Below are 24,711 nucleotides of genomic sequence, written 5' to 3'. Positions count from 1 at the left end.
CTTTCGATCCGAGCGTCAGCCCGCGTCGGTGGGAACCAACGCGCGGACCGTCGAGCCGGTTTGTTCGACGACGTTGCTGCCGATGACCCGAAGGCTCGTCGTGGCGGTGACTGAATCGCGAGGGAATGCGATGGAGCCGGTTTCGCGGCCGTTCGCAGGGTCGCGCACGCTGATGCCCGCCCTCGTGGGGAGCAGGAGTGAACCGGCCATGGTCTCGCCGGGCCCCAGCGTCTGCGGGACCTGATAGGTGGGTCGCATGGTCTGGCCGTCGAGCACGACGGTCGCGGCTCCGGTGAAGTAGGTGACGAGTCCCTCGCTGGTCAACGCGACGCTGTCGGCGGGCGGTGACTCCGGCCCCTGCACGGTGCTCACCGGTCCTTCGACCCCGTCGGAGTCGAAGACGCGAATCCTGGCCTCGCCGGGCGGCGTGGCGACCTGACCCGAGGCCCCCGTTCGGTCGGCTCTGCCGTCGTACACGGCGATCCCCGAACTGCTCATGGCGATCAGCACCGGCGGTGGCCCCGAGGTGGTGTCGGTGATCAACGTCGACCCGTATTGCTTGACCTTCTCGTCGCTGTCGAGCACAGCGCCGAGCACCGTGAGCCGATAGCCGGGGTCGTTCTTGCAGCGTTCGATGACTGCGACGCGATCGCCGCTGATGGTGCCGGAGTAGAACCTGCAGTCGACGCGGCCGGGTTGCGTGCCCGGCTTGACCGGGGCGGTGACCCGACCGTACTCGATTCCGCGCACCAGATTCGATCCCCACGTCTCCAGCCGATGGCTGCCGAGCGCGAGTACGTACCCCGAATCGGTGACGAGTCTCAGTTCGTCGTCGGCATCGGAGGTGCGCGCGCCCTTACGCTGCCCAGTCGAGGAGGCCAGGGCCGTCACCTCCGAGCATCCACGCGAGTTTCGGTACACCCCCAGCACCTCGTCGGCGCTCGTCGGCCAGGCGGCCGCGGCGGAACACAGCGGGATATCTCGTGTGTATCGCCACAGTTCGCGGCCCGTTGTCGGGTCATGTCCGACGACGGTGCCGTGGGAGTCGGTGCCGTTGTCCGCGGTGACCACGACAGAGCGGGACATCGCGGGCACGCTTGTCGCGTCCGACGATGCGGTCCACGCGACCCGCAATCCCTGCGGGACCGCCGTCGCGGGCGCGACTTCGGGTGCGGGCGCTGACGCCTGCGCACTGTCGGTGTGGCGGACGGGACTCACCGACCACACGACGATGCCGACCACGACGACGATCACCACGATGACAGCAGAAACCGCCAGGTCGACGCGTGTGCGTCGTTCGGGGGCGATGCGTGTCACGGGCGCCCCGGGCGCGGTTGGATCACCTCGGTGCAGTCCTAGTCGGCCGTGGCGGTCGCCGGTGCCGAGTCTGCGGCGTGAGTGGTGTTCGCGTCGGAGCCGCGGCCCGCGCCTCCGCGTCGACGACGACGCCTGCGCGGCTTGCTCTCGCCGCCTTCGGTCGACGCCGCGTTGTCAGTGGTGGACGCCGTCGCCTTGTCTGCACCGGACGCGTTGTCCGCGTCGGTCGAGGAGTTCTTGTCGCCGTTCGATGCGGCGGCGTTGGAGCCGGACTTGCCGCCTCGTGTGCGACGACGCGTCCGCGAACTCGCGGTGCGCTCGGCGCGGGGCGTGCGCTCGACGCGTTCGCCTTCGGGGCGCTCGCGCTTGGGTGCGGCGACGCGGCCGGTTGCCGACTCGGGGATACCGAGCTCTTCGCGGAGGTGTTCCGACGTCGAGTAGGTCTCGGCGGGCTCGGGCACGCCGAGCTTGAGTGCCGAATCGATGAGCTCCCAGCGATGCAGCTCGTCCCAGTCGACGAGTGTGATGGCGATGCCGGTGCGACCGGCGCGACCCGTGCGACCGATGCGGTGCACGTAGGTCTTGTCGTCGTCGGGGCACTGGTAGTTGATGACGTGCGTGACGTCGTCGATGTCGATGCCGCGTGCTGCGACGTCGGTGGCGACGAGCACGTCGATCTCTCCGGTGCGGAACTTCTTGAGTGCCTTCTCGCGTGCCACCTGACCGAGGTCGCCGTGGACGGCGCCGACGGAGAAACCGCGCTCGGCGAGGTCGTCTGCGACCTTCTGGGCGGTGCGCTTGGTGCGCGTGAAGATCATCGTCGCGCCGCGGCCGTCGGCCTGCAGGATGCGTGCGACGAGTTCGGCCTTGTCCATCGCGTGTGCGCGGTACACGTACTGCGTGGTGCGCTCGTGCACCGCGGAGTCGTTGGCGTGCTCTGCGCGGATGTGTGTCGGACGCTGCAGGAACGTGCGGGCGAGGGTGACAATGGGGCCGGGCATGGTCGCGGAGAAGAGCATCGTCTGCTTCTGCTCGGGCAGTGCCGCCATGATGCGTTCGATGTCGGGGAGGAAGCCGAGGTCGAGCATTTCGTCGGCCTCGTCGAGAACGAGAACGGCTACCTTGCCGAGGATCAGGTGGCCCTGCTGCGCGAGGTCGAGGAGACGGCCGGGGGTGCCGACGACGACGTCGACGCCCTTGTTGAGCTCGGCGATCTGCGACTCGTACGGGCGACCACCGTAGATGGAGGCGATGGTGAGGGGGCGCTGCTCGCCGGAGGGGAGCGTGACGGTGAGGTCCTTCGCCGCGACCTCGAGGTCGCCGGTGACCTGCACGCAGAGTTCGCGCGTCGGCACGATCACGAGCGCGCGGGGAGTGTTGTCGAGCGGGCGCAGGCCGCTCTCCTCTGCGTGCATCAGGCGGTGCAGCAGCGGAACGCCGAATCCGAAGGTCTTGCCCATACCCGTGCGCGCCTGGCCGATCAGGTCGCTGCCTGCCAGGGCGAGGGGGAGAGTGAGCTCCTGGATCGCGAACGTGTGGGTCTTGCCGTCAGCGATCAACGCATCGACGATGTGCTGGTCGACGCCGAGCTCGGCGAAGGTGGGAGGAGTGTGGGTGTCGTCGACGATGGTCGTCTGCACGCCGGGTTCTGTCATGTTTTCTTGTGTGCCTTTCGCATCTGTTCCAGCACGCACGAAAAGGCTCCACTGAGAAGGTCACCGCGATCTGTCGGCGATGACGTGCAGGTCTCCGCTTCCGGAGCAATCCGAACTGCGAAGGCGTGGGCTCGATGAGTGCGCGCGCAATGTCTGGTGCCCCGCGGTCGGTGTGGATCGTTGCCTACAGGTCGCGCGGTGTCGCGGCGACGATCTCGATCCCGCCCGGATGATCCCATTCAGTGTGTCCATGGGAGTCCTCGGCGTACCAAGATGTCACGGTCGCGTCAGTGCACCGTTGTCAAGTGTACTTGGTGAAGCGATCGCAGCCGACCTACCATCGCCTCATGTCGTCTGCCGCGCCTTCTGCTGAGTCATCTTCTGGGTCGTCCTCGTCTTCCGAGCCGGCCTCCGCCACGTCGGTCGATCAGGAGGATCCGGCGATCGGCAAGCTCTACTCGGTTCTCCTCGCGGGCGAGTTCGCCGCATTCCACCGGCTGATCGACGAGTCGGCGATGGCGCCCGACGTGCAGGGGCGTATCAACATCGCGCGCATGGTTGCTTCGGAGATCGCGCACTTCGAGAACCTGTCCGAACAGGTGAGCCGATACGGCATCGACCCGGCCGAGGCCGTGGTGCGCTACAGCGGGGTGTTCGACGAGTACCACCGCGTCACCAATCCCAAGACCTGGTACGAGGCGCTGGTGAAGGCATACATCGCCGACGGCCTGGCAGCCGACTTCTACGCGGAGGTCTCCGGTGCTCTGCCCGCGGGACCTCGCGCGGTGGTCGCCGAGGTGATGTCGGCGACGGGCAGTTCGGCATTCGCCCGCGACGAGGTGCGCAAAGCCATCGACGCGAACCCGGCTCTGCGGTCGCCGCTGACGCTGTGGGGACGCCGCCTGCTCGGCGAGGCCATCACACACGCGCAGTGGGTGCTCGCGGCTGAGGAGGAGGTCACCGACCTGCTCTTCGCGGGCGCGGCGTCGTTGCAGGGCATGGCGGGATTCTTCGACGTCGTCGCCGACCGACACAGCGCACGCATGGCCGACCTCGGGCTCGGCTGAAACACTCCGATCCGCCGGTTGTTCGGGTTCGTTCGCTGTCAGCGGAGCGGGTGTCCGTGTGGCGTGACCCTGCACTAGCCTTGTGCCGAAGGCATTGAATTACTACTGTGCCGAAGGCATTGCATCAGCGCTGTGCCGAAGGCATTGCATCGGTCGCGCGAGTTCCGCGCGACATCGCCAACGGAAGGGTGGCCATGTCCGTCGAAGTGAAGATCGGCATCACCGACAGCCCGCGAGAACTGTCCATCCAGTCGACGCTCAGCGGCGACAAGGCATTGGCCGCTGTGGAGTCCGCCCTCTCGGGCAAGGAGTCGTTGCTGTCGCTGACCGACGACAAGGGTTCACGGTTCCTGATCCCGGTCACCAAGATCGCCTACGTCGAGGTCGGCAGCTCGGAGACGCGGCGCGTCGGATTCGGGAGCTGATCGCTCGAGAAAGCCAGTCCCGGCCCCCGACGGTCCTATCGACCGGAGGGGGCCGGTCGGCATTTCGCGCTACTCGGTCCCGCCGGATTCGCCATGTTTCGGCACGTGCGACAACCCGCCCCAGAGCAGCGCGACCGTGGTGTCGACCGCTTCGCTCTTGGCAATGGGGCGCTTGGCCTCGAGCCAGTATCTGGCGTTGACCTGACTCGCGCCGACCAGTCCGGCCGCGAGCATCCGTGAACGGTACGGGTCGAGTCCTGAATCGTGCATGACAAGCCCGTAGACGGCGTCGACACAGGCCTCGGTCGCGCCCTCGACCCGACGGATCACCGCGGGATCCAGGGCGTCGGACGAGAAGATCAGCCGATAGCCGGAATTGTCCTCATCGATGAAATTGAAGAATGCAGCCACCGCAGCCCGGACGCGCTGGCGGTTGTCGGTGGTGGTGAGCAACGCGTTGTTCACGTCGGTCACGAGCTTCTCGGCGTGCGAGTCGACGACCGCGATGTAGAGGTCGAGTTTCGACGGAAAGTGTTGGTACAGAACGGGTTTGCTGACCCCTGCGTGGACTGCGATCTCGTCCATGCCCGCCGAGTGGTAGCCGCGTTCGACGAAGATCTCGCTGGCGGCGTCGAGGAGTTGTCGCCGCCGTGCGCTGCGGGGCATCCGGGTCCCGTTTCTGGTACCCGATGACGATGCGTTGGCGCTAGGTGGCATGGATATAGGGTACTCGGGCCTCCCCACAACGTGACCGGGGTCGCACCCTTTGTCGACTGTCCGGTGTCGCGCAGGTGGCTCACGGGTGGATGGGTGCCGTTGGCCTCCCCGGATTGAGTGGGTACCTGTGAGAAAGTTGTCCGTGTGAGCCACACAGACAGTGGGCCCGAACAGTCGGGGGACGACGTCGACCCATCCCGTCGGGGCGGCGCATCGACACGTCGGGTCAGGGCAGGGGACGCGGTGCCGCGTGCTGCGCGTGAGTCGCGTTCGCAGCAGCGGGCGGCGCGATCATCGGTCGAGGACACCACCCGGATCGAGACGATCCGGACCGGCGCGGCGTCGAACTCGGGCGCACGTCCGCGGTCGCGTCCGCTGCCGGATCAGCCGCTGCGTGCGCGCTGGGATCCGACCGACGACAACGGCAGGGCCAGGGTCGACCGCGACGCTCAACCGGAGCGGAAGAAGCAGAGCGCACTCGGTCGCTTCGTGTCCACCTATGGGTGGCGCGCCTATGCCATTCCGGTCCTGATCATCCTCACCATCGTGCTGATCGTGGTGACCGTGCGAGACGACGATTCGAGCTCGGATGCGTCGAGTTCCGACGTCACGCCCGCGGCTCAGCGGAACACCAACGTCACCAAGGAGACCAAGCCGGTCGGCGCCCCGACGTCGTCGATCAAAGACGTCTCGCTGCCTGCCGGAACGTTGCCCGACGGGGGTCCGTACACGCAGCAGGGTAAGAAGACCTTCCACGTCGTCCCCGGTTCCGGAAAGCAGATCGGTACCGGACCGCAGGTGTACACCTACACAGTCGAGGTGGAGGACGGCGTCGCGCCGTCGGATTACGGCAGCGATCGCACGTTCGGCAAGATGGTCGACGCCACGCTCGCCAACAGTCGGAGTTGGATCGGCGACGGCAAGGTCGCGTTTCGACGCATCGCCGACGGCGAGCCGGATCTGCGGATCTCGCTCAGTTCACCGGGTACCGCGCGGGAACTGTGTGGATACCAGATCAAACTCGAGACGTCGTGCTTCTATCCGCCCGACAAGCGGGTGACCATCAACGAGGCCCGCTGGGTGCGTGGTGCGCTCTCCTACGAGGGCGACGACGTCGCGTATCGGCAGTACCTCATCAATCACGAGGTCGGCCACGGCATCGGCTACGAACACCACGAACCCTGTAAACACAACGGTGCGCTGGCGCCGGTGATGATGCAGCAGTCCTTCGGGGTCGCGAACTCCCAGATCATGGCGCTCGACCCCGACATGGAGGCCGACAAGACCTTCGTGTGCAAGCCGAACCCCTGGCCGTTCCCCGACAGGTGAGCCACTCCTCGTCGTGCTGTCCCGTCGAGCCGTCGGGAATGCCCGTGTGAGGCGAGTCGTTGTCTGGGTGAGTTGGTTTTCCTTTTCAGACGGTTTTTCTTAGACGGAGGCGTCCACGTGTCCCTGCCACCGCTTCTCGCACCAGCGGCAGAACTCTCCAATGACGAAGTAGCCCGCTACAGCAGGCACCTGATCATTCCCGACGTCGGGATGGACGGTCAGAAACGGTTGAAGAACGCCAGGGTGCTCGTGATCGGCGCCGGGGGTCTCGGTTCGCCGACGTTGCTCTACCTGGCGGCAGCGGGTGTGGGAACCATCGGCATCGTCGAATTCGACGTCGTCGACGAGTCGAACCTGCAGCGACAGGTCATCCATGGGCAGTCCGACATCGGTCGGCCGAAAGCCGAGAGCGCCCGTGACTCGATCCAGGAGATCAACCCCTACGTCACCGTCAACATCCACGACGAACGCCTCGAGCCCGAGGGTGCGATCGAGCTGTTCTCGCAGTACGACCTCATCATCGACGGCACCGACAACTTCGCGACCCGCTACCTGGTCAACGACGCCGCGGTGCTCGCGCACAAGCCGTACGTGTGGGGATCGATCTATCGGTTCGAGGGCCAGGCGTCGGTGTTCTGGGAGGACGCACCCGACGGACGCGGCATCAACTATCGCGACCTCTATCCGCAGGCGCCGCCGCCCGGGATGGTTCCCTCCTGCGCGGAGGGCGGCGTTCTCGGCATTCTGTGCGCGTCGATCGGCTCGATCATGGGTACCGAGGCCATCAAACTCATCTGCGGTATCGGCGAGCCTTTGCTCGGCCGTCTGATGGTCTACGACGCATTGGACATGACCTATCGCACCATCAAGATCCGCAAAGACCCTGAGGGCGAACGCATCTCGGGACTCATCGACTACGAGGAGTTCTGCGGTGTGGTGTCCGACGAGGCCGCGCAGGCGGCCGACGGGTCGACGCTCACTCCGCGTGAGCTCAAGGAGCGTCTCGATTCCGGCGAGAAGCTGGCGCTGATCGACGTCCGCGAGCCCGTCGAATGGGACATCGTGCACATCGACGGTGCCACGCTGGTCCCGAAGGGCGACATCCTCTCCGGTACGGCGCTCGCACAGATCCCGCAGGACCGTCCGACGGTGCTGTACTGCAAGACCGGTATCCGGTCGGCCGAGGCGCTCGCCGCGTTGAAGCGGGCGGGTTTCTCCGACGCCACCCATCTGCAGGGTGGGGTCACCGCGTGGGCCAACCAGGTCGACAAGGAGCTGCCGGTCTACTGAGCGTCGTTCGTCGCAAGTCCCGGCGCGCCACGCGTCGCTGCAGCACATACGACGTTGCGCTCGGTAATCTCTGCAGACGTGCAGAATCCGCAACCGCCCGATCACGTGCTCAACACGTTCGGGCTCACCTCTCACCCGCCCATCGCCATGGGCGACACCTGGGTGGGCGGCTGGCGGGTCGGCGAGGTGGTGCTGTCCCTCGTGCCCGACCACGCGCGGGCAGCCTGGTCGGCGTCTGTGCGCGAGAACCTCTACGTCGAGGGTCTGCGGATTGCGCGGCCGTTCCGCGCGACCGACGGGCGGTACGTCGTGTCGGGGTGGCGTGCGGACACCTACATCGCCGGATCTCCTGAACCCCGACACGACGAGGTGCTCGCCGTAGGTGACCGTCTGCACGAGGTACTCGCCGACCTCGAACGTCCACGCTTTCTGTTGCAGCAGCCCGCGCCGCCGCACACCGACGTCGACGTGTTCGCCGCGGCCGACCGCGCCGCCTGGGAGGACGTGCCGTTGCGTTCGGCGCGCGCCGCCGGAATGAGCGAACCGAGGTCCGACGACGGCATGCGCAGCGTCGACATGCTCAAGACTCTCGGGACGCTACGCAAGCCTGTCGACGTGCCGTCGCAGGTGGTGCACGGCGACCTGTTCGGCACAGTCCTTTTCGCAGGTGCGGCCGCGCCCGGGATCACCGACATCGTGCCCTACTGGCGTCCTGCTCCGTGGGCATCGGCGGTCGTCGTCGTCGATTCGCTCGCGTGGGGTGGAGCCGACGACGATCTGGTGCAGCGGTGGTCCGACCAACCCGAATGGGCGCAGATGATGTTGCGCGCCACCATGTTCCGGCTCGCGGTCCACGCCCTGCACCCGCGCTCGACTGCCGGCGCGCTGCCGGGACTCGCGCGGGTCGTCGACATCGTGCGGATGATGCTCTAGCGGCGTTCTCGGCCGCAGCGCCACGTCACGGCGTCGGGATCTCCCAGCGGCAGTCGCGCAGCGCGACGCGGTCGTCGCGGATGGGTACGCCCTCGGTGCGCAGTCGTTCCAGTTGACGCGTCGCCAGGTGTGCGGCGGGGCGCCCCGACGCCGGAACAACCCGATGCCACGGCAGGTCGGCGGTGTCGGTGCGCATGATCCAGCCGACGATGCGCGGCGACGAGAGTCCCGCTGCGGCCGCGAGGTCGCCGTAGGTGCTCACCTGGCCTACCGGGATTGCCGCGACGAGCTCGCGCACCGCTTCGACGTCGGCCTCGCTGATCTTGGCCAACGGCTCCTCACTTGCCTTCGGGGAGCAGGCCTGCGCCTTCACGAATGAGTGTCGCGCACAGGTCGGGTTCGAGGAACGGCACCATGTGTGCGCAGTCGGCGTGGTGGACGGTGACGTCCGGGCGTTCCGCCGCGCAGGCGTCGAGGAATGCTCGACCGACGAACGGAGGATCGACGCGGTCGGCGACGACGACGTCGGTCCCGACGCCTCGCGGTGGCAGGACGAACGGTCGGGCCATCTCGCTCCACGCTGTCGCCGCGGCGGGCTCGCTGATCCGCCACCCGACCCGGCCGTGTGGACGGTCGACGAGATGCTCGTCTAGTTCGCGATCGAGGTCGTCGGTCGGAACGTCTGCCCATCCCTCGGACAGCTTTGCGGCACGTGCGGCGTCGGCGTTGGCGTAGTCCCAGTTGTCGAGGCTGTCGGTCGAGACTTCGAGCGCGAACACCGGGTCGAGGCCCTGTGCGGGGTCGAGAAGGATGAGCCGACGGACCTGGTCGGGCATCCGGGCTGCCAGGCGTACGGCGATGGCACCACCGAACGAGTGACCGACCAGCACGAACGGTTCGTCGGCGCCGAGCTGTGTCTCGACAGCCGTGGCGACGGCGTCGACATGGTCGTCGAGGCCCCACGGTGGCCGCCACGGCGACCTGCCGTGCCCGAGGAGATCGGGTGCGATCACGCGGAGCTCGGGAATGCTGCTCGACGCGAAGTGTTCCCATCGTCGACCGTGGCCGGTGAGACCGTGCAGAGCGACGACCGCCTGGCCATCAGGAGGACCGAAGACGTAGGTGTGCAGCGGAGCCATGAACTCATCATGCCCCGCGTCGTATCCGTTTCAGTGCGCGCCACCCCGACTGCTCGCCGGGGTGGGGAACTCGTGAGAACGGGTGTCGTAGGCGCGTGATTCGATGGACTCGTGGCTCGACGACAAGGGGGGCCGAGACAGTCCCGGACAAACGCACCCCGTACACGACACCCCCGTGAGGGGCAGGGGGGCGGCACTGCGCTGCGCACCCATCTCGTCGCGTCGACCACTGATTCCGATGGCGCGCAGGGCGCCGGGCGGCCGAGGGTCTGGCCGGCGCAGGTGCAGGCTGTGATCGACGGCGCGGCACCGGCCTCTGGCGACGGCTCCGGCTGGCAACCGTGGCGGGTGCACGGCGGGCCGGGAACCGGCAAGACGTCGCTCGTCGTCGACGCCGCTGTCGCGCGGTTGCTGTCTGCCGATACGGACCCCGAGTCGATCCTGGTGCTCGCGTCGAGCAGGCGTGCGGCGGTCGCACTGCGCGAACGGATCACCCGCAGGGTGCTGGCTGAGTCGGGTGGCTTCGGAACGGGGGCAGGCGGCGCGTTGCGCGAACCGCTCGTCCGCACGATCCACTCGTACGCGTTCGCCATCCTGCGGTTGCAGGCGAGCGCGCACGGCAATCCGCCGCCCCGTCTGATCACCGGTTCGGAGCAAGACGTCGTGCTGCGCGAACTGCTCGCGGGCGATATCGAAGACGGTGCGGGCTACTGGCCGAAGCTGCTACGTCCCGCGCTGGGCACCGACGGCTTCGCGCAGGCATTGCGCGACCTCATGATGCGGGCTGCCGAGCGTGGCGTCGGCCCGGAAGAACTCGCGTCGCTCGGCCGCACACATCGCCGACCCGAATGGGTCGCCGCGGCGCGGGCATACGCACAGTACGAGCAGAACATGCTGTTGCGCGGGGCCGTGGGGCTCGCGACTCCCGGTGCGTCGGCGCCCGCGGTCGACGCCGCCGAGCTGGTCGGGTCGGCGCTGTCGGCGTTCGCGACAGATCCCGAGCTCCTCGCGGGTCAGCGCAATCGCATCCGGCACCTGATCGTCGACGACGCACAGCACCTCGACCCGCAGGCAGCAGAACTCGTCCGACTCGTCGGCACCGGAACCGAGTCGACGATCATCGCCGCCGACACCGACCAGTCGATCTTCGGATTCCGTGGTGCGAGTCCGCGTTTCGCCGACGGACTGGCCGATCCAGGATCCGAACGCGACGTCGTGCTGAGCGAGGATTTCCGTTCGCACCCCGACATCGGCGAGGTCGGCCGAGCGCTCGCGTCGCGGCTCCCCGGTGCCCGGCCGCATTCCTATCCACGGGCGTCGGCAACGGCGGACGACGACGCAGGCGCGGCGGTCAGGGTGTTCTCGTCGGCGGCCAAGGAGGCGACGGCCGTCGCCGACCTGCTGCGCCGCGCCCACCTGTTCGAGGGTGTCCCGTGGTCGGACATGGCGGTCATCGTGCGCTCTGTGCACCTGGCATTGCCTGCGCTGCGTCGAGCGTTCCGATCCGCGGGCGTCCCGCTCACGACGCCCACCTCCGATCTGCCGATCCACCGGCAACGTTCCGTTGCGGCGCTGATGACGGTGCTGTGCGCGGTCGCGGCGCGCTCGGATGCAGCAGAGGTAGCTCCTTCTCCCGACGAGACGTTCTCCATCGACGACACCGTCGCGTTGCTGACCGGCCCCATCGGAGCTGCCGATCCGGGCGCGATGCGCCGACTGCGTCGTGGTGTGCGCAGGTGCGACGAGAAGGCGGAGCGTGACGCATCCTCGGCCGGAGATGTCGCGGGTGAGGCTGCGGCGCAACGTGATTCGTTGACATCGTTGCGGGAGGCACTGCTCGACGACGAGGTCGCGCAGCGTTACCTGCGCGCGCTATCCGACGCCGAGGCCGCACCGTTGCGGCGCGCGCTCGACGTGATAGCTGCAGCGCAGCGGGCTCATGGTGCCCGCCGCGGCGTCGAGGAGACCCTGTGGGCCGCGTGGCAGGCGAGTGGGCTCGAGCGTCGGTGGGTCGGCAGCGCGATCAGGGGTGGGCCCGCAGGTGAACAGGCCGACCGCGATCTCGACGCGATGATGGCGATGTTCGAGGCGGCGGGCGACTTCGCCGACACGCTCCCGTCTGCGGGGCCCGCGGCTTTCGTGCACTACTTGAGCCAGTTGCAGATCCCCCGCGATTCCCGAACCGCTTCTGCGGCAGCCGATTCGGTGACGGTCCTGTCCGCGCATGCTGCGGCGGGCCGCGAGTGGGAGGTCGTCGCTGTCGCGGGTGTCCTCGACGGGCTCTGGCCGTCGCTGCGGAGTCGGGGCAGCGTGCTCGCCACCGCTGAGCTCGTCGACCTGCTCGACGGCGTCGCACCAGACGGGATCGACGTCGTCACGCGTGGTGCCGGGGCACTCGCGGACGAGCGGCGTCTGTTGCTCGTCGCGTGCACGCGGGCGCGGCGTCGACTTCTCGTCACAGCGGTCGAGGACGGTAGCGGCGACGCATCGCCGTCGAGGTTCGTCGCCGAGATCGCGGCGGCGCTCGGTGGCGAGTCCGACACGGACGCAGATGCGCCGCAGGTCATGGAGGGCGTCGCGCTCGATCCCGGCGTCGACCGTGTGCTGTCGCTTCCGTCGTTGGTGGCCACCCTGCGGTCCGTGGTCATCGCCGGTGCGCAGGAGCCAGAACTCGACGAGCGCACCAGGGCGGCCGCCGAACTCCTTGCCACACTTGCCGATTCCGACATCCCGGGAGCGCACCCGCGTGACTGGTTCGGTCTGGCAGAGGTGAGCACCGATGCGCCGCTGTGGCGCCCCGACGACGGGCCGATCACTTTGTCGCCGTCGAATATCGAGAGTTTGAGCAGGTGCTCGCTGCGCTGGCTGCTCGAACGCAACGGTGGGCGCGACGGCGATGCGACACCCGCCATCGCGGGCAGCCTGGTGCACACGCTCGTGCAGGCGGTTGCGGGCAACATCGACCCGGCCGAGGTGACCGGCGCGTTGCGCGACATCTGGGAGCGCGTCGACACCGGAGCGGCGTGGTACTCGGCGCACGAGTTGGAACGAGCGGAGGAGATGCTCACCAATTTCCGTGACTGGCTGCGTATTTCGCGCGACGAACTGCGGGAGCGTGGTGTCGAATCGGCCATCGACGCCACGGTGCCCGGCGTCGACGACGATCCACCGGTGCGGCTGCGTGGTCGCGTCGACCGACTCGAGGCCGACTCGTCGGGCAGGCCCGTCGTCGTGGATGTGAAGACCGCGAAGACCGCGGTGTCGCGCGCCGATGCCGAGGAGCACGCACAGCTCGCCGCCTACCAGGTGGCGCTTGCGCACGGCGGTGCGGCGCAGTTTCCGCCCGACACCGACGGCACGCTCGAACCCGGGGGTGGGCGCCTGGTGTTCGTGTCGGCGAACAATACGTCGACGGGCGCGGCCGAGCGTGTCCAACCTCCGCTGACACCGGAACTGCTCGATGAGTGGATCGGTGTGGTGCGGTCGGCGGCCAAGGCGAGCGTCGGGCCGGTGTTCGACGCGACGCCTAACCCTGGCTGCGCGCACTGCGCACTGCACACGAGTTGTCCCGCGCAGTTGCGTGGCAAGGCGGTGATCGATGACTGACGTCGATGTGCGGCGCGCGCGTGTCTCCGCGACTTCGCTTGCCGCAGCGCTCGGATTGCCCTCGCCGACACCCGAACAGGTCGCGGTGATCGAGGCGCCGCTGGAACCGCTGCTCGTGGTCGCCGGTGCCGGTGCGGGCAAGACCGAGACCATGGCGTCGCGGGTCGTGTGGCTCGTCGCCAACGGGCTGGTCTCACCCGACGAGATCCTCGGACTCACGTTCACCCGCAAGGCGGCCAGCGAACTGGGCGCCCGCATTCGGCGTCGACTCTCGATGCTCGCGGGGTCGCCAGCCCTGGTGAACTGGGACCCCGACGGCATGCTGGCCGCGCGGCTGCGTTCGGCCGACCCCGAGGTGAGCACCTATCACGCGTACGCGGGCAGGCTCATCGCCGACTACGGGCTGCTGCTGCCCGTCGAACCGAGTTCGACGCTGCTGAGCGAGACCGAGCTGTGGCAACTCGCGTTCTCGATCGTGTCGAACTGGACCGGCCCGTTGCACACCACCAAAGTGCCCTCCGGCGTGACCGAGGCAGTGCTGCGGTTGCACGGCGAGATGGCCGAACATCTCGTCGATCTCGACACGCTGACCGCGTGGGGCGACGACCTGCGGTCGATGGTCGACACATTGCCGCCCGGCCCGAGGCAGCGTGCGGCGCCGAGCAAAGACCTCGTCAAGATCCAGGAGGTCATCGACGAACGCCGTGAACTGCTGCCGATGGTGGCGGCGCTGCGCGACGCGATGCGTGAACAGTCCGCACTCGACTTCGGCAGTCAGATGTCGCTGGCCGCCCAACTGGTGCAACGCAATCCGGACGTTGCGGCGGGTGAGCGGCGGTCCTTCCGTGCCGTGCTGCTCGACGAGTACCAGGACACAGGCCATTCGCAGCGAATCCTGTTGTCGACGCTGTTCGGTGGTGCGGGTACGAAAGCGTCTGGAGGCGAACGTGTTCCGACGGTCGCTGTCACGGCGGTCGGCGATCCGATCCAGTCCATCTACGGCTGGCGCGGCGCGTCGGCGGCCAACCTTCCCCGCTTCACCGCCGATTTCCCGCGCTCCGACGGCAGGCCGTCGGAGCGGCTCGAGCTGCTCACGAGTTGGCGCAACCCCTCGCACACGCTCGAGCTCGCGAACCGGACCTCGGAAGAGTTGCGGCGCAGGGGAATTCCGGTCAGCGTGCTGCGCCCGCGACCCGACGCGCCGTCGGGAACGGTCTCGATGGCCCTCACCTCGACGGTGGTCGACGAGCGGGCATGGCTGGGGGAGGCCATCGAACGTCACTACCGTGATGCCGAGCGCGACGGCGTCGACCCGCCGACCGTCGCGATCCTGGTGCGCCGCAACGAGGATTCGGCGCCGTTGGCGGACGAACTCGAGAGTCGGGGAATCCCGGCCGAGGTGATCGGTATCGGCGGGTTGCTCCACGTACCAGAGATCGAGGACGTCGTCGCGACGCTGCGGTTGATGGCGGATCCGATGGCCGGGACCGCAGCGATGCGACTCCTGACCGGCGCGCGCTGGCAGTTGGGCGCCGCCGACATCGCCGCACTGTGGCGGTGTGCCACCAACCTCGCCGCCGACGCCTTCGCGGCATCCGGTGGTGCTGTCACCAGCCGCGAAGAACTCGACGCCGCGCTCGACGCCGTGCTGCCGACCGAGGTCGTCGACCGTGCCGGAATCGCCGACGCCGTCGTCGATCCGGGCGATCCGGAGGCGTACACACCGCAGGGATACGCCCGTATCCGGGCGTTCGGCGCGCAGCTCGAGGCGCTGCGCAGGCGCATCGGCCAGCCGCTGCCCGAGCTCGTCGCCGACGTCGAGAACACGATCGGTGTCGGCATCGAGGCTCAGATCAGGGCTCGTCGCATGCGCGGTGCGATCACCGGACGCGAACATCTCGACGCCTTTGCCGAGTACGTCACCGCGTACGCCGACCGTCCCGGCGCGAATCTGCCGGGCCTGCTGGCCTTTCTCGACACCGCCGAGACCATCGAGAAGGGACTCGAGCCCGGCAGGATCGAGGTGGCCGAGCAACGCGTCCAGATCCTCACGGTGCATGCGGCCAAGGGGCTCGAGTGGGATGTCGTCGCGCTGCCGCACGTCGCGGCACGGATCTTCCCCGGTGGGCGGGCCGATACGACGTGGATGCGCAGCGCCAAGGAGTTGCCGGGACCGCTGCGTGGCGACCTCGCGGAACCGGGGACGGGGGAGGGCTTCCCCACCTTCGACCTCGCAGCCGCGGGCATCAGCAACCGCAAAGAACTCGCCGAGGCGCTGACTCTGCACAAGGAGGCGATCGACGAGCGCAGGCTGGAGGAGGATCGTCGACTCCTCTACGTCGCGTTGACGCGAGCGCGCCACGATCTGCTCGTCTCGGCGCATCACTGGAGCGAGACCGGCGACAAACCGCGCGGCGGGTCGGAATTCTTCGACGAGCTCGTCGCCATCGTCTCCGACGCCATCGCCGACCCTGCCGTCGATTCCGAGGGCCTCAGCATCGACGAGCTCGCCCCGCCACCGGAAGACGGTGCGACGAACCCGTTGGCCGAGCAGACCATTCGTGCGCCGTGGCCCGCGGATCGGCTGGGTGCGCGTCGCGAAGGAGTCGACGCGGCGGCCCGACTCGTCCTCGATGCGGTCGCCGCGCGCAGTGCTCCGGCGCTCTTCGACGCACCCGCCGACAGCGGCACCGAGTCGGCGGCACACGGGCAAGACCCTGAGACCGCAGAAGAATCCGAGATCGCGCAGTGGAGAGCGGAGGTCGACGCCCTGCTCGCCGAGCATTACCGAGGCAACCAGGCCTTCGTCGACGTCGCGCTCCCGACGCACCTGTCGGTCAGCCAACTCGTCGAACTCGACTCGGACGAAAGGGAATTCGCACGACGACTCCGCCGTCCGACGCCGTTCCGGCCCAATCCGACGGCACGCCGCGGTACCGCTTTCCACGCATGGGTGGAGCGGTGGTTCGGTGCGACGCGGCTGCTCGATATCGACGAACTACCGGGTGCCGCCGACTCGTCGGCCTCGCCGGACGCCGACCTCGACGCGCTGCGCGAGGCGTTCCTGGCGTCGAAGTGGGCGTCGCGCAATCCCAGCGAGGTCGAGGTCCCGTTCGAGACGGTCATCGGCGACACGGTGATCCGCGGCCGGATCGACGCGGTGTTCGCCGAACCCGACGGCTCGTGGGTCGTCGTCGACTGGAAGACGGGTGCGGTACCCGGTGGTCGGCGTGACGGGGCGTCGAACGACTCGACCGTCGGTGGTGCGCAACGAGAATCCGTCGACATTCAGCTCGCCGCCTATCGGATTGCGTGGGCGCAGCTCGCAGGTGTTCCGGTGGATCGGGTGAGCGCTGCGTTCCACTACGTCCGGCACAACTACACGCTCGAGCCCGAGGTGTTGCCCGACCATGACGATCTCGTCGCGCTGCTCGCGCGAGAGTCGGATCAGTGATACACCTCCCGGATGCATTAGATTCACACCCTGTGAAGCAAAGGTGGTTCGGCTGATGCGCGGACGCGGATTCCGACGTCGATGGCGGGGCGAGGAGCTGTCCGACGGCCCCGACTACGCACTCGTCGGCGTCGTCCGTATTCCGGAGCTCAAGCAGAGTCCGGCTCGGGCCATCGGGCGTCGGGTCATCTTCGCGGTAGTCGCGCTGTTCTTCACGGCCGTTCTCGTCTACGTCGACCGCAGCGGCTACCGCGACGTTCAAGATAACGAGCTCTCGTTTCTCGACGCGATGTATTACTCGGCTGTGACGTTGTCGACCACCGGCTACGGCGACATCACTCCGTTCAGTCCGTCGGCTCGCCTGCTCAACCTGCTGATCATCACTCCGCTACGCGTGCTGTTCCTGATCGTGTTGATCGGTACGACGCTCGAGGTGCTGACCGAGCGGTCCCGCCAAGCTCTTAAAATCCAGCGCTGGAGGAACAACTTGCGCAACCACACCGTCGTCATCGGGTACGGCACCAAGGGTCGTAGCGCGGTCGACGCGATGATCGGCGACGGCATCAAGCCGGCCGAGATCGTCGTCGTCGACAACAACCCGGGAGTCCTCGAGCATGCGGAGGCCGACGGTCTCGTGACGGTTCGCGGCGACGCCACGAAGTCCGACGTGCTGCGGCTGGCGGGTGTCGCGCACGCCGCCAGCATCGTCGTGGCCGCCAATCGCGACGACACCGCCGTTCTCGCCACGCTCACGGCGCGCGAACTCAACCCGCGCGCGAAGATCGTCGCGTCGATCAGGGAGTCGGAGAACACGCACCTGATGCGGCAGTCGGGTGCGAACTCGGTGGTCGTGTCGTCGGAGACTGCGGGCAGGCTCCTCGGTATCGCGACCATGACGCCGTCAGTCGTCGAGGTGATCGAGGACCTGCTGACTCCCGACGCCGGGTATGCGATCGCCGAACGCGAAGTCGATCCGACGGAAACGGGAGGCTCGCCCGCCCACACCCGCGACATCGTCCTCGGCGTGCTGCGTAACGGTGTGCTGCACCGCGTCGACGACAGCGAGGTCGAGCAGATCGAGGCGGGCGACCGGCTGCTGTACGTCCGCAAGGGCGCGGGCGACTGAGGTTCGCCACCGGCGAGTGAGTCAGAGTAGAACAGTCTTCATGGGCGCCTTTGTCTTCGACCAACCGCCGCTGCTGTCTCGAGGCACGTTTGACCGTGCCGACGAGGTCCGCGACGAACCCGACCGTATGCTCGCAGGCTGGCCGACAGCGCGCGTACTTCGCATCGATACCGGCGGTCGCTATCCCGTCGAGCCCGACGGGGCGCTGCGGTGGGTCGACAGTTCTGAGTTCGGAGACGAGCCTCCGGCCGATGCGGTCTTCCTCGCACACACCGACACCGACCTGTGGACGATCAGGGTCGAAGCACTCGACGGCAAGACCGCCGATCCTCGACGCGGAGCCTCCCGACTCGACGCCGACGAGGCCGGACTCCTGGCCACCGCGCTCGGTATCTTGAACTGGCATGCGACAGCACGGTTTTCACCCGTCAACGGCTCCCCAACCGTCCCGGCACGTGGCGGTTGGGTGCGTCGCAATCCGGAGACCGGCGTCGACGAGTTCCCGCGCACCGACCCCGCGATCATCACCGTCGTCCACGACGGCGCCGACCGAATCCTGCTCGGACGTCAGGCCGTCTGGCCCGACCGGTGGTACTCAACGCTCGCGGGCTTCGTCGAACCGGGAGAGTCGTTGGAGCAGTGCGTGATCCGAGAGGTTCACGAAGAGGTCGGGATCACCGTGAGCGAGCCGCGATACCTGGGATCGCAGCCGTGGCCGTTCCCCAGATCACTGATGCTCGGTTTCTCCGCGCTCGGCGACCCCGCCGAACCGCTCCAGTTTCTCGACGGCGAGATCGGCGACGCGCAATGGTTCACGCGCGCCGAGGTACTCGACGCGCTCGACCGCGGCGACGAATGGCTGCGGGGCATGCCCGAACCCGACGTCGCCGACGGCGAGGACGCCCCTCGGCTACTGCTGCCCGGCTCGATCTCCATCGCGCGGGCGCTGGTCGAGGCCTGGGCGCGCACGCCCGCCTGACCGGGCCTGTCTCAGACGCCGAGCTTCTTCTTGACGTCGGTGATCGATGGGTTCGTGGCGGTCGTGCCGTCGGCGTACTGGACCGTCGGGACCACGTGGTTGCCGCCGTTGACGCTGCCGACGAACTCTGCGGCGTCGGGGTTGCGCTCGATGTCGATCTCGGTCCACTCGAGGCCCGAGCTGCGCAGGGCCGTCTTGAGTCGCGCGCAGTAGCCGCACCACGACGTGGTGTACATCGTCAGTGCGGCGGGGGTCTGATTCTCAGATGTCTCGCTCATGGCATCCACAACACGAACTCGTCGGCGCGTGTTCCCGACCTGTCTCCACGGTGAGGGTGTGGCGCGCTTGTGGACAGCGGTGAACGGGCCGGCGTCGGCGTCGTATCGGGGTGCCATAGTGGAACCCGTGTCCGACAGCCCCTCATCGCCCCGCGCACGTGACCGCAGCATCCTCGACGGACTCGACCCCGAGCAGCGGGCCGCAGTCCTCGCGCCGCGCGGTCCGGTGTGTGTGCTGGCGGGTGCGGGTACCGGCAAGACGCGCACCATCACGCGACGCATCGCGTATCTGATCGATCAGGGGCAGGTCAATCCCGGTCAGGTGCTCGCCGTGACGTTCACGGCGCGGGCGGCGGGGGAGATGCGCGGCAGGCTGAGGTCGCTCGGCGTCGGCGCCGGCGGTCCGAGCGTGTTGGCGCAGACGTTCCACGCTGCGGCCATGCGCCAGCTCCGCTACTTCTGGCCGCGCGCGTTCGGCAGTGCGTCGTGGGAGCTGCTCGACAACAAGTTCCCACTTGTCGGACGTGCGGCACGCAAAGCCGGACTCGACAGTTCCACCGACACCGTGCGCGACCTGATGTCGGAGATCGAGTGGGCCAAGGCGTCGCTCATCGGACCCGAGGACTACGTCGCTGCCGTCACCCGTGCCACCAGAGAGACGCCCGCACCCGCCGCGCAGGTCGCCAAGGCTTTCGCCGCCTACGAGGACGCCAAGGTCTCACCAGACGGCGACCGCCTCCTCGACTTCGACGACCTCCTCATCTACATGACGACGATCATCGAGTCCGACGCCGGGCTTGCCGACGAATTCCGTTCGCGCTACCGGTGTTTCGTCGTCGACGAGTATCAGGACGTGACGCCGGTGCAGCAGGGTCTGCTCGACGCCTGGCTCGGTCCCCGCGACGACCTGACCGTGGTCGGCGACGCCAACCAGACGATCTACACGTTCACCGGCGCCACACCGAAGTACCTTCTCGATTTCGGCCGCCGATTCCCCGACGCCACGCTTGTGCGCCTCGAACGCGACTATCGGTCGACGCCGCAGGTGGTCAGCCTCGCCAACCGGGTGATCGGGGCTGCGCGTGGGCGGATCGCCGGGACGAGACTGCAACTGATCGGACAGCGCGACGCCGGACCCGAACCCGAGTTCGCCGAATACGACGACGAGCCGAGCGAAGCGTCGGCCGTCGCGTCGGCCATCAAGCGTCTGATGAACTCGGGTGTACCCGCCTCCGGGATCGCGATTCTCTACCGAATCAACGCACAGTCGGAGAATCACGAGCAGGCGCTCACCCAGGCGGGCATCCCGTACCAGGTGCGTGGTGGCGAGGCGTTCTTCACCAGGGCTGAGGTCCGTCAGGCCATGCGGCAGCTCTCGCTCGTGGCGCAGCGGGGAATCCGCGACGACGTCGAACTTGCCACGGTGGTGCGATCGGTCCTCGGCGAGCTCGGCATGTCCGACGACGAGCCGACGGGTGCGCAGGCGAAGGCCCGCTGGCAGTCGCTGCGTGCGCTGTCCGGGCTTGCCGACGACATGCTTGCCGACAATCCCGCCCTGACACTGCCCGAGCTCGTCGCAGAACTCGACGCGCGGTCGCAGGCTCGGCACCCACCAACCGTCCAGGGCGTCACGCTGTCGTCGCTGCACGCGGCGAAGGGCTTGGAATGGGATGCGGTGTTCCTTGTCGGACTGACAGAGGGATCGCTGCCGATCAGTCAGGCCATCAAGGGATCGTTCGACGACGTCGAGGAGGAGCGTCGACTCTTCTACGTCGGCGTCACCCGAGCCCGCGAACATCTGCACATCTCATGGGCGATCGCCCGCAACGAGGGCGGTCGAGCACGACGTCGTTCGCGATTCCTCGCCGACCTCGTGCCCGACGACTCGCCCGCGTCGCGTATCGCACCGGCGTCGAAGCGAGCACCGCGGAAGGGACCGACGTGCCGGGTGTGCGGGTCGCGATTGCTCGATTCGACTGCAACTCTGCTCGGCCGGTGCGCCGATTGCCCGTCGGATCTCGATGAGGGTCTGCTCGTGGCGCTCAAGGAGTGGCGCCGGACGCGAGCGGACTCGAAGAAGGTTCCCGCCTTTGTCGTGTTCTCCGACAAGACATTGCTTGCGATCGCAGAGCAGCGGCCGACGGATTCCGCTGCGCTGGTGTCGATCTCGGGTATCGGTGCCGCCAAGCTCAACGAGTACGGCGAAGAGGTCATCGAACTCGTCAAAACCGCAGGTCAAAAATAGGTTGTGCGCTCTACGGCGAACCGAATAGTCTGGTTCGCGTCAGCACGGGAAGGTCACCGGCATATTCATGTGTGCCACGACCCCTCGCGAAACCATCGAGACCGAAAGGAGTGGATCAGTGAACGGAATCGCCAACGCAATCGTGATTGCGAAGACGATCGCAGCGATGCCAGATGCTCATCGCATCACGCACCATGCGCCGCGCGCATACGCCGTCAGTGACCACGCCTGGCGTGCTGCAGACCTGCAGCCCGCACCGTGTCTCGGTGCCACCGGTTTCCCACCGGCAGCACCGGTAGCGAGCACTGCCGCAGCGAAGCGAGCGATGCAGCGGTTCCCCGTACTGACTCGGGATCTCTCCACGTAGGAGGGTTTCGACAGCCACAACGGCCACGGGTGAATCGCACAAGGCGACCCGTGGCCTTTCTCGTGACGGATCACCGAACCACCACACCAGTGGATCGGCAACTCCCATCACGTCGAGGCCGAGGGCCATCGCCACAGACGATGACCAACCTCGAACAGATGTGGAGTACCAGATGACCGTCGAATGTGTTCTGGAGTCCTGTATCTCGGCGGACCGTGAGGTCGCTGCCGGGAACGCGCTGAGTGCCGCACCGGCACTCACCGCCTCGACCCTTCCGTGCCAGGAAGCCGACGCCGACCTGTGGTTCGCCGAAGACCCCCGTGACCTCGAGCGTGCCAAGGCGATGTGTGCCGACTGCCCGCTGCGGGCGCAGTGCCTGCAGGCTGCGCTTGATCGTGCCGAGCCATGGGGCGTCTGGGGCGGCGAGATCTTCGAGCGTGGTGCCGTGATCGCGCGCAAGCGCCCCCGCGGCCGCCCGCGCAAGACCGCGGCCTGACATGGATGGACACGACCCACGCGGCCCCGCCTCATGCGACACGACGTCGCAGATGGCGGGGGCCGCGTTGCGTTCTGGCTGACCTGCGACGTGGTGCGTCGGTCACCGTGGGGGACGCGCGGTCAGGGTCGCGCGCGAAAGCGGACCGCCCACTCGTTCGTCTCGACCTCGACGTCGGTGAAGCCCGCTGCGTTGAGTCGCTCGGCCAACGTCGCCGGATCGACCGGCACGCAGACGTCGCCGGCGTGCAGCGCGCGAAAGTCCGGGCTATCCCTGCTGTCGGAACCCGCGAAGACGCCGTCCGCGGTCAAGAGTCGACGCGCCTCCGCGAAGATCGCGTCCTGAAGTTCTGTCGATGGCACGTGATGCAGCATGGTCAGACACACGACGGCCGTGTAGCGCGAGCCTTCGAGTCCAGATGCCGTGCCATCGGCGTGGATGACAGTCACGTCGTCTGCCTCGGCGAAACGATCGGCAAGCGCCGCAGCCAGCGCCTCATCGACCTCAACCGCGGTCAGGTGTTGAGTTCTCGTACGCAGGATGTCGGTGGTCAAACCCGGTCCGGGGCCGAATTCGACGGCATCCGAACCCAATTCGACGTCGTCGAGCGCCCACGGCACGATCCACTGTGACAACGCATCTGCCCACTCGGTGCTCGCGCACAACTCCAGATGCTCCTTGTTCATCACCGCATCATCCCGCAAAGCCTGCCGCCACAGGAAGACTCCGTCAGCGTGGGTATCTGGTCAGCGCGGCTATGTGGTCACCGTGGGTAGGTGGTGATTGTTTCGCCTGTGCGGGTGCTGGTCCAGGTGATGGAGAGGTCGGTGTGCATGGTGGGTGTCCAGAAGCCGAGGTGTTTGCGTTGGTGGTCGGGTCCGCAGAGGGGGACGAGGTTGAACAGCACGGTCCAGCCGCCCGCGTGGGGGTCGGCGTGGTTGAACTTGACCAGGTGGTCGAGTTCGGTGTGTTCGGCGGGTTTGCCGCATTCGGGGTAGCGGCATACCCCGTGCAGGGCGATGACTTGTTGGCGTAGCCGGTCGGGTGGTCGGTATCGCAGCGCCCATGGTGGTGGTGCTGGGTAGCCGCCGTGTCCGGTGGGGTCGGCGGGAGGTGCGGGATTGTCGGGCAGCTCCCATGCGGCGAGGTTGGATTCCATCGCGGCGAGGTTGAGTCCTGGCGAGGTGAGGTTTGCTGCGGTGAGGTCGGGAAACGCGACGGGTCGTGCGATGACGCCTGCGGCGAGTTCGGCTGCGTGGGCGGGGTCGATCACGCCGAAGCCGACGAGCCGGGGAACCGCGACGCCGGCGGGATCGATGAGTACTTCCAGCGCCGTCTGTTGTGCGGGCTCGGCTGTCGGCTCTTCGGCATGGTGCTCATCGCAGGTCGCGCTGTCAGCGGCCACCTCTGCGTTGGCCTCGCCGGTGTTGGGCAGATCCTCCGCGGGTGCCTCGCCTGCCTCAGTCACACCTGCGTCAGTCACACCTGCGTCGGCCTCGCCGGTGTCGGGCTGGTCGAGCGGTGCTGTGTCGTCGAATGGTGCTGTGTCGCAGTCTGTTTCGGGCTCGGATGGTGTGGCGGGGCAGGTGGTGTTTCCGCAGTGGCAGGTGAGGTGGGCGCCGGGGAGGCCTTGGATGTCGGCGAGGGCGGCGACGCGGCGTCGGCCGTGGGTGCGTGGGTCATCGGCACAGAGTCGTTCGTCGATGAGTGTGGAGATGCGTGTGGCGAGGTGGAGGCCTTGTTCGGCGGGTAGGCAGCCGTCGAGGGTGACGTGTCCGTGTGTGTCGGGGCGGATGTGGATGTTTTGGTTGCGGTCGGCGAAGTCGTGGCGGGCGTCGGTGGCGGCGTCGGGGTCGAGGGCGATGACCAGTTCGGTGAGTTGGTCTCGCAGGGTGGAGTCGGCGGAGGTGCGTCGGGCGAGTTCGAGCGCGAGGGGTTCGGCCTGTGCTCGTAGTGACGGGTCGAGTATCGAGAGGTGGTCGGCGACGATGTCGATGCGGGATAACCGGATGTGGCCGTCGAGGAAGGCGAGGGTGGTGTGGGGGAGGTCGGTGAGGTGGGCGCCGAGGATGGCGTAGCGGCGCGCGAGTGATCGGGAGATGCCGAGTTGTAGCGAGATTTCGGCGATCGCTGCTTTGTCGACGGCGTGGTGAGTGTGCGGTCGGGTGGCGGCGACGACGAGCATGTCGTCGGCGATCGATTCGCCGATGCGGAAGGCCATGAGCGCGGTGCGTGCTTCGGCTTGGCGTGCCAGCCGTTGGGTGGTGCGGGCGACGTCGTTGAGTTCG

Annotated in this window: 20 protein-coding genes; 12 read left to right on the top strand and 8 right to left on the bottom strand. The window is 67.7% G+C overall.

The window, feature by feature from the left end:
- Positions 1 to 15 precede the first annotated feature (15 nt).
- Both A5785_RS22285 and A5785_RS22280 read right to left on the bottom strand, forming a co-directional pair.
- Complete coding sequence (locus A5785_RS22285) at positions 16 to 1,317, bottom strand: Rv3212 family protein (RefSeq protein ID WP_005203680.1); 1,302 nt, start codon at positions 1,315 to 1,317, stop codon at positions 16 to 18.
- 38 nt (positions 1,318 to 1,355) lie between these two features.
- A complete protein-coding gene (locus A5785_RS22280) occupies positions 1,356 to 2,972 on the bottom strand; it encodes a DEAD/DEAH box helicase (protein WP_005203679.1) in 1,617 nt (538 codons plus the stop codon).
- A 347-nt stretch (positions 2,973 to 3,319) separates the two neighbouring features.
- On the opposite strand from A5785_RS22280, the gene A5785_RS22275 reads away from it, so the two are divergent.
- Together A5785_RS22275 and A5785_RS22270 are read left to right on the top strand one after the other, a co-directional pair.
- A complete protein-coding gene (locus tag A5785_RS22275; RefSeq protein WP_039854814.1) occupies positions 3,320 to 4,039 on the top strand; it encodes a ferritin-like fold-containing protein in 720 nt (239 codons plus the stop codon).
- A gap of 194 nt (positions 4,040 to 4,233) precedes the next feature.
- Positions 4,234 to 4,464 (top strand): DUF3107 domain-containing protein, encoded by a 231-nt coding sequence (locus A5785_RS22270; protein ID WP_005203675.1) that lies wholly within the window; start codon positions 4,234 to 4,236, stop codon positions 4,462 to 4,464.
- 69 nt (positions 4,465 to 4,533) lie between these two features.
- Here A5785_RS22270 and A5785_RS22265 read toward each other — a convergent pair whose 3' ends face one another.
- The gene (locus A5785_RS22265; RefSeq protein WP_039854783.1) at positions 4,534 to 5,181 is read right to left on the bottom strand and encodes a TetR/AcrR family transcriptional regulator; all 648 of its coding nucleotides are present in this window, start codon (positions 5,179 to 5,181) and stop codon (positions 4,534 to 4,536) included.
- 144 nt (positions 5,182 to 5,325) lie between these two features.
- Here A5785_RS22265 and A5785_RS22260 point away from each other — a divergent pair, with 144 nt between their 5' ends.
- The 3 genes from A5785_RS22260 to A5785_RS22250 all read left to right on the top strand — a co-directional run bounded on the left by A5785_RS22260 (position 5,326) and on the right by A5785_RS22250 (position 8,733).
- Positions 5,326 to 6,510 (top strand): DUF3152 domain-containing protein, encoded by a 1,185-nt coding sequence (locus A5785_RS22260; RefSeq protein WP_373278527.1) that lies wholly within the window; start codon positions 5,326 to 5,328, stop codon positions 6,508 to 6,510.
- 117 nt (positions 6,511 to 6,627) lie between these two features.
- Positions 6,628 to 7,800 carry an adenylyltransferase/sulfurtransferase MoeZ gene (gene moeZ / locus A5785_RS22255; RefSeq protein WP_005203671.1) on the top strand — a complete coding sequence of 391 codons (1,173 nt, stop codon included), beginning with the start codon at positions 6,628 to 6,630 and terminating at the stop codon, positions 7,798 to 7,800.
- Between the two features lie 78 nt (positions 7,801 to 7,878).
- Positions 7,879 to 8,733 carry a TIGR02569 family protein gene (locus tag A5785_RS22250; RefSeq protein WP_005203669.1) on the top strand — a complete coding sequence of 285 codons (855 nt, stop codon included), beginning with the start codon at positions 7,879 to 7,881 and terminating at the stop codon, positions 8,731 to 8,733.
- Between the two features lie 25 nt (positions 8,734 to 8,758).
- Here A5785_RS22250 and A5785_RS22245 read toward each other — a convergent pair whose 3' ends face one another.
- Positions 8,759 to 9,064, bottom strand: a complete 306-nt coding sequence (locus tag A5785_RS22245) for an MGMT family protein (RefSeq protein WP_005203667.1) — start codon at positions 9,062 to 9,064, stop codon at positions 8,759 to 8,761.
- 7 nt (positions 9,065 to 9,071) lie between these two features.
- On the bottom strand, positions 9,072 to 9,872 hold the full coding sequence (locus tag A5785_RS22240) for an alpha/beta fold hydrolase (RefSeq protein WP_065181061.1): 801 nt from the start codon (positions 9,870 to 9,872) through the stop codon (positions 9,072 to 9,074).
- A 201-nt stretch (positions 9,873 to 10,073) separates the two neighbouring features.
- On the opposite strand from A5785_RS22240, the gene A5785_RS22235 reads away from it, so the two are divergent.
- From A5785_RS22235 to nudC, 4 genes are read left to right on the top strand one after another with little or no spacing between them, the layout of a single operon-like run.
- A complete protein-coding gene (locus tag A5785_RS22235) occupies positions 10,074 to 13,478 on the top strand; it encodes an ATP-dependent helicase (protein ID WP_051993745.1) in 3,405 nt (1,134 codons plus the stop codon).
- Entirely contained in the window at positions 13,471 to 16,932 is a 3,462-nt protein-coding gene (locus A5785_RS22230) for an ATP-dependent DNA helicase (RefSeq protein WP_005203660.1), read from the top strand. The genes A5785_RS22235 and A5785_RS22230 overlap by 8 nt, the downstream gene beginning before the upstream one ends.
- Before the next feature lie 55 nt (positions 16,933 to 16,987).
- Positions 16,988 to 18,058, top strand: coding sequence for a potassium channel family protein (locus A5785_RS22225; RefSeq protein WP_005203658.1), 1,071 nt, complete (start codon positions 16,988 to 16,990; stop codon positions 18,056 to 18,058).
- Between the two features lie 40 nt (positions 18,059 to 18,098).
- The gene (gene nudC / locus A5785_RS22220; protein ID WP_005203656.1) at positions 18,099 to 19,037 is read left to right on the top strand and encodes an NAD(+) diphosphatase; all 939 of its coding nucleotides are present in this window, start codon (positions 18,099 to 18,101) and stop codon (positions 19,035 to 19,037) included.
- Positions 19,038 to 19,048: 11 nt separating this feature from the next.
- On the opposite strand, the gene A5785_RS22215 is transcribed toward nudC, so the two are convergent.
- Complete coding sequence (locus A5785_RS22215) at positions 19,049 to 19,315, bottom strand: mycoredoxin (protein WP_049698979.1); 267 nt, start codon at positions 19,313 to 19,315, stop codon at positions 19,049 to 19,051.
- A 127-nt stretch (positions 19,316 to 19,442) separates the two neighbouring features.
- On the opposite strand from A5785_RS22215, the gene A5785_RS22210 reads away from it, so the two are divergent.
- The 3 genes from A5785_RS22210 to A5785_RS22200 all read left to right on the top strand — a co-directional run bounded on the left by A5785_RS22210 (position 19,443) and on the right by A5785_RS22200 (position 22,423).
- Positions 19,443 to 21,560, top strand: a complete 2,118-nt coding sequence (locus A5785_RS22210; RefSeq protein ID WP_005203651.1) for an ATP-dependent DNA helicase UvrD2 — start codon at positions 19,443 to 19,445, stop codon at positions 21,558 to 21,560.
- A 118-nt stretch (positions 21,561 to 21,678) separates the two neighbouring features.
- On the top strand, positions 21,679 to 21,927 hold the full coding sequence (locus A5785_RS22205; protein ID WP_005203647.1) for a hypothetical protein: 249 nt from the start codon (positions 21,679 to 21,681) through the stop codon (positions 21,925 to 21,927).
- 172 nt (positions 21,928 to 22,099) lie between these two features.
- Complete coding sequence (locus tag A5785_RS22200; protein ID WP_039854811.1) at positions 22,100 to 22,423, top strand: WhiB family transcriptional regulator; 324 nt, start codon at positions 22,100 to 22,102, stop codon at positions 22,421 to 22,423.
- Between the two features lie 122 nt (positions 22,424 to 22,545).
- Here A5785_RS22200 and A5785_RS22195 read toward each other — a convergent pair whose 3' ends face one another.
- Positions 22,546 to 23,109, bottom strand: coding sequence for a class I SAM-dependent methyltransferase (locus tag A5785_RS22195; RefSeq protein ID WP_005203644.1), 564 nt, complete (start codon positions 23,107 to 23,109; stop codon positions 22,546 to 22,548).
- 77 nt (positions 23,110 to 23,186) lie between these two features.
- The coding region (locus A5785_RS23860) for an HNH endonuclease signature motif containing protein (RefSeq protein WP_231895506.1) at positions 23,187 to 24,711 on the bottom strand (1,525 nt) is incomplete at its 5' end.

It is taken from the genome of Gordonia sp. 852002-50395_SCH5434458, assembly GCF_001665905.1.
Taxonomy (GTDB): Bacteria; Actinomycetota; Actinomycetes; order Mycobacteriales; family Mycobacteriaceae; genus Gordonia; species Gordonia jacobaea.
The sequence above is the reverse complement of the archived record's forward strand: the minus strand, read 5'-3'. Positions and strand labels throughout refer to the sequence as shown.